The sequence below is a fragment of the Thermosynechococcus sp. OHK43 genome (assembly GCF_014466085.1).
Lineage (GTDB): Bacteria > Cyanobacteriota > Cyanobacteriia > Thermosynechococcales > Thermosynechococcaceae > Thermosynechococcus.
The window spans coordinates 1-4,316 of sequence record NZ_JACOMP010000074.1 but is presented as its reverse complement, the minus strand read 5'-3'; the positions used below and the strand labels follow the sequence as shown (position 1 = coordinate 4,316).

Annotated in this window: 6 protein-coding genes and 1 pseudogene; 4 read left to right on the top strand and 3 right to left on the bottom strand. The window is 53.5% G+C overall.

Annotated features, from left to right (window positions below; translation table 11 throughout):
- Both H8Q75_RS03205 and H8Q75_RS03200 read right to left on the bottom strand, forming a co-directional pair.
- Positions 1-130 (bottom strand): annotated as a pseudogene (locus H8Q75_RS03205) (alpha-ketoacid dehydrogenase subunit beta); the annotation flags it as partial.
- Positions 131-219: 89 nt separating this feature from the next.
- Positions 220-366: a hypothetical protein gene (locus H8Q75_RS03200; RefSeq protein ID WP_297040443.1), complete on the bottom strand. Its 147-nt coding sequence runs from the start codon at positions 364-366 to the stop codon at positions 220-222.
- Positions 367-491: 125 nt separating this feature from the next.
- On the opposite strand from H8Q75_RS03200, the gene bioD reads away from it, so the two are divergent.
- The 4 genes from bioD (at position 492) to H8Q75_RS03180 (ending at position 3,637) form a co-directional block, all read left to right on the top strand.
- On the top strand, positions 492-1,193 hold the full coding sequence (gene bioD / locus H8Q75_RS03195; protein ID WP_024124000.1) for a dethiobiotin synthase: 702 nt from the start codon (positions 492-494) through the stop codon (positions 1,191-1,193).
- 109 nt (positions 1,194-1,302) lie between these two features.
- On the top strand, positions 1,303-1,863 hold the full coding sequence (locus tag H8Q75_RS03190) for a glutathione S-transferase family protein (RefSeq protein ID WP_024123999.1): 561 nt from the start codon (positions 1,303-1,305) through the stop codon (positions 1,861-1,863).
- Positions 1,860-2,318, top strand: coding sequence for a DUF3531 family protein (locus H8Q75_RS03185; RefSeq protein WP_011056063.1), 459 nt, complete (start codon positions 1,860-1,862; stop codon positions 2,316-2,318). The genes H8Q75_RS03190 and H8Q75_RS03185 overlap by 4 nt, the downstream gene beginning before the upstream one ends.
- Positions 2,309-3,637: a 16S rRNA (cytosine(967)-C(5))-methyltransferase gene (locus H8Q75_RS03180; protein ID WP_024123998.1), complete on the top strand. Its 1,329-nt coding sequence runs from the start codon at positions 2,309-2,311 to the stop codon at positions 3,635-3,637. Before H8Q75_RS03185 ends, H8Q75_RS03180 begins: the two co-directional genes overlap by 10 nt.
- Here H8Q75_RS03180 and H8Q75_RS03175 read toward each other — a convergent pair.
- Positions 3,609-4,316: CPBP family intramembrane glutamic endopeptidase (locus H8Q75_RS03175; RefSeq protein ID WP_297040439.1), on the bottom strand; the 708-nt coding region annotated here is incomplete at its 5' end. The genes H8Q75_RS03180 and H8Q75_RS03175 overlap by 29 nt on opposite strands.

The window sequence follows — 4,316 nt, the reverse complement described above, 5'->3', positions numbered from 1 at the left end:
GGACTTTGGTGACTTTGTAGGAGCCGCCATAATGTCCCACATCTTCCCCCAGCACAAAAACCGTGGGATCTCGCTCCATTTCTTCATCAATGGCAGCACGAAGGGCATTAAACATGAGGGTCTCAGCCATGGTTGCGCGGCAGACATTCAGTAAGGACTATTTCCTAGAGTAGTTGAAACTGCGCCGCCTGCGATCGCCCCCCCTACGAGTTCTGATGATTAAAAGCCCTGATTGATATCCCGATGCCCTCTAACCCCTAGGGCGTCTATACTGAAAACATATTGGCCCTCAGCGGTTTCGGAGTACCCACAATTGAGGTCTTTGGCGCGATCGCTCCCTGCCCATCCCAGCAGTTTTGCAGCCATTCACCATGAGCTGCAACAGGATCAGGTTTTGCCGTCACATTTAATGAAGTGAATTTAATCAAAGTGAAAAAGAAGATGAAATGGGTATAATCCATTGAGAACTATCGCGACAACGGTAGGGAGGGTTGAACATTTCACAGCATTGCCAGTCTTTACTCATTACCGGTGTCGATACTGGGGTGGGCAAAACAATGATCACACGAGCCCTGTGGTCTTACGCCCATCGCTACCGTCCTCAAGAACGCTGGGGCATTCTCAAGCCCATGCAAAGTGGAACAGCGGTTGAGATTGGCGATGGGGACTACTACTGTCAAACCCTACCTCTGGAACAAACGCCCAGGGAGGTGTGCCCTCTGAGTTTTGGAGCCCCCCTTGCGCCTCCCATTGCAGCCCAATTGGAAAATCGCAGGATTGATTTAGCCCCCATCTGGCAGACTTACCAGCAGCTTCAGGAGCGGTTTGATTATCTTTTAGTTGAAGGGATTGGGGGCCTAGGCTCGCCCATTACTTGGGAGTGGACAGTGGCGGATTTGGCAGCCGCTTGGCAGTTGCCCATTGTCTTAGTGGCAACAGTACGCTTGGGGGCGATCGCCCAAATTGTGGCCAATATTGCCCTTGCCCGGCAGTACCAGTTGGCCATTCGTGGTCTAATTCTCAACTGTGTTACCCCCTGTAGTGATGCCGAGATTGAACAGTGGACCCCCCCAGACTTTCTCAGCCATTTTACCCAAGTGCCGGTGTTGGGGGTGCTGCCCTATGGTCAACCGTCCAATGAGCACTTGGCGGAAGTGGTAGCTGAATGGCCCCTACATCTGCTTTGGCGCTGAGGAGAGTTAGGCAGGAAATGATTTTGAGGTCGATCAAGGATCAATCAAGGATCATAATAAATAAAAGTGACTGAAATTTGATTGACACATTGATCGCTGCAACTGACCTATGCTAAAGCTCTATGGCGGCGCCAAATCCCGCGCCAGTATTGTCCGCTGGTATTTAGAAGAACTGGGCATTCCCTATGAGTTTGTGCTGATAGATCTCCAAGCTGGGGAACAACATCAGCCTGAATTTCTCAAACTCAACCCCATGGGTAAAGTGCCCGTGATTGTGGATGGGGATGTGGTGCTTTGGGAATCAGGGGCGATTTTGCTCTATCTTGCCCAGGTTCACGGTGAATTACCCAAGGATGCGGCCGCCGCTGCCCAAGTTTATCAGTGGGTGCTGTTTGCCAACTCTACCCTGACCCAGGCAATGTTTCCGCCCGAAACGCGCGATCGCCAGCTTCCACAACTGCTCAAGGGCATTGAGACGGCTCTCATGGGGCAATCCTACATTCTCGGCAAGGACTTTTCGGTGGCCGATGTTGCCCTCGGGTCGATGCTGGCCTATCTCCAGATGCTCTTTCAGGTGGACTTGAGTCCCTATCCTGCTGTAGCGGATTATGTAGCCCGCTTGCAACAACGGCCTGCCTTTCAGAAGGGTTTAATGGGAGCTAGGGCATGAATGTCATCTTCCGTGAAGTGAATCCCTTTGATGTATGGATTTGGGTGGAATTTGCGGCACCACCTTCGTCCGTGGAGCAGCAGTATCTGGAGGAAGTCTTTAACTCCTGGTTTTTCCTTGGGAAACTGGGGGGATTCAATGCTGAGAATCTTCAAGTCCAGGAAACAGGTTTAGACCTCAGTCACCTAGAGTACGATCGCGCCCAAGCCGAAAGTTCGCTGATGGCGGTGATGCACAATATGGGCGAGTTTGAGTACAACGATCGCTGGGCTCGCTGCTGGTTTGATTTGGGTACCAGTGACGCCTTGGCCTTGGATGTCTTAATCAATGCCCTCCATCAATTTAGTGAGGACTATGTGCCCTTAAAAACCCTCGTGATTGGTGGTGACAACCCTGAGTGGCCGATCGCCACCAGTGAACAGCGGGAAATGATTGAGCAATCGGCGTGGAACTAAGTGCACGGCGTCTTGCCCTTGATGCCCTAGACCGGGTAGCCAAGGGCGCCTATGCCGATGTGGCACTGCATCAGGTCTTGCAGCGGTATGCCCTCGATGGGAGCGATCGCACCCTAGTGACTGAACTGGTCTATGGAACTATTCGCCAACAGCGCACCTTAGATACCCTGATTCAGGGGTTTTGTCGCCAACTTCCTCCCCTGCCTGTCCAGTTAGTCTTGCGTTTAGGACTCTATCAACTGCGGTACCTGGATCGCATCCCCACCCATGCCGCCGTCCACAGCAGCGTTGAATTGGTCAAGCAGATTGGCTTAGGAGGCTTTGCCAAACTGGTGAATGGGGTCTTGCGCCATTACAGCCGCTGCACCAGCGATCCCCTTGAAGCTTTCATTGCCCACCTCCCCCTGGTGTCTCAACTCGGGTGTCGCTATAGCTTTCCCGATGCACTGATTGCCTCTTGGTTAGAACGTTTGCATCTTCAGGAGTGTACTGCCCTCTGTCAGTGGTTCAATCAGCCGCCCCGCCTCGATCTACGCCTCAATCCACTGCGAGTAACAGCTGATCAGCTAATCGCTGATTTTGAAACAGCAGGCTATGGGTTGCAACCAATTCCCCCCCTGCCCCAAGGACTGGTTCTATCCCACTGTGGGCAATCGATGCAGGAACTCCCCGGCTATGCCGCAGGTTACTGGTCGGTTCAGGATCGGGCAGCACAATGGGTAAGCCATCTGTTAGATCCCCAGCCCGGGGAGGTGGTCATTGATGCCTGTGCCGCCCCCGGAGGAAAAACCACCCACATTGCTGAGTTAATGGGAGATCAAGGCCGTGTCATTGCCTGCGATCGCTCCCCCGCTCGTTTGCGGAAACTGCAGCAAAATCGCGATCGCCTCGGCCTCAAAAGCATTGAAATTCACACCCTAGATAGTGCGACGGCAGGGGATTTTGCAGCAATGGGCGATCGTGTCCTTTTAGACGTACCCTGCTCGGGAACAGGCACGCTGCACCGCCATGCCGATGTCCGCTGGCGACCCCTAAAGACGCGCTTAGCTGAACTCTTGCCCCTGCAAGCCCAACTCTTGGCCACCGTCTCCCAGTGGGTCAAACCCCACGGCTTACTCGTTTATGCCACCTGTAGCTTGGAATCGGCAGAAAATGAGGCCCAGATTCAGCAGTTTCTGGCTCACCATCCCCAGTGGCACATTGAACCACCGCCCCCCAACTTTCCCCTAAAAGCAGCACCGGCAGGTTGGATCACCGTGTGGCCACAACGGGATGACATGGATGGCTTTTTTATGGTGCGGTTGCGACGCGATAGCTAAGCCCCAAAGCCACCAGAATTAAAATACCCACCCCCAGCAGGCCGGCGATCGGGTTACCGTTAATGCCCGTTAGCCACTCTGGTGCCACACCGGTGTAGGTCACCAATTTTCCCACATTGACACCAAAATAAGCCCAGACTAAGCCACCGTGAAGTCCCATGGGAAAGCCTAAACGGCCACCAAAGACCCATTTACTCAAACTGAGAATCCAACCCAACAGTGCTAAGCCAAAAAACTGCGGCCATGTGGCTAAAATCACCTCTAAGGGATGCAGATAGTGCAACGCCGCAAAAATCAGGCCATTGAGCAAGAGAGCAAACCACGGTTGGTACTCTAGCTCTAGTTCCTGCAACAGCCAGCCCCGAAACAACAATTCCTCAGCAAAGCCCACAGCAACACCGGTTAGGACGCCATCCAGCAGCACCAGACCAAAGCGATCCGGCAGCCCCTGCCAGCTCACCCAACCCAAAAGCCCCTCAATGGCAAATAGCAGGCCAACCAAAAACACACCCGCTAGCCACCCCAGCAAAGCATCCCGCCCAAAGTTCCAACCGCCCTTCAGGCCATAAAACACGAGGGGCGATCGCTGGTGGTGTACCCGCTGCCCCCAGACTCGCAGCAAGAGAATAAAAATGAGGTACAACAGCCCCATATTGACAAAGCTAGCTGCTCCCCCTGC

Coding starts and splice junctions, on each gene's coding strand:
- H8Q75_RS03200 (WP_297040443.1), bottom strand. CDS start 366: ATGGCTGCAAAACTGCTGGGATGGGCAGGGAGCGATCGCGCCAAAGAC.
- H8Q75_RS03190 (WP_024123999.1), top strand. CDS start 1,303: ATGCTAAAGCTCTATGGCGGCGCCAAATCCCGCGCCAGTATTGTCCGC.
- H8Q75_RS03185 (WP_011056063.1), top strand. CDS start 1,860: ATGAATGTCATCTTCCGTGAAGTGAATCCCTTTGATGTATGGATTTGG.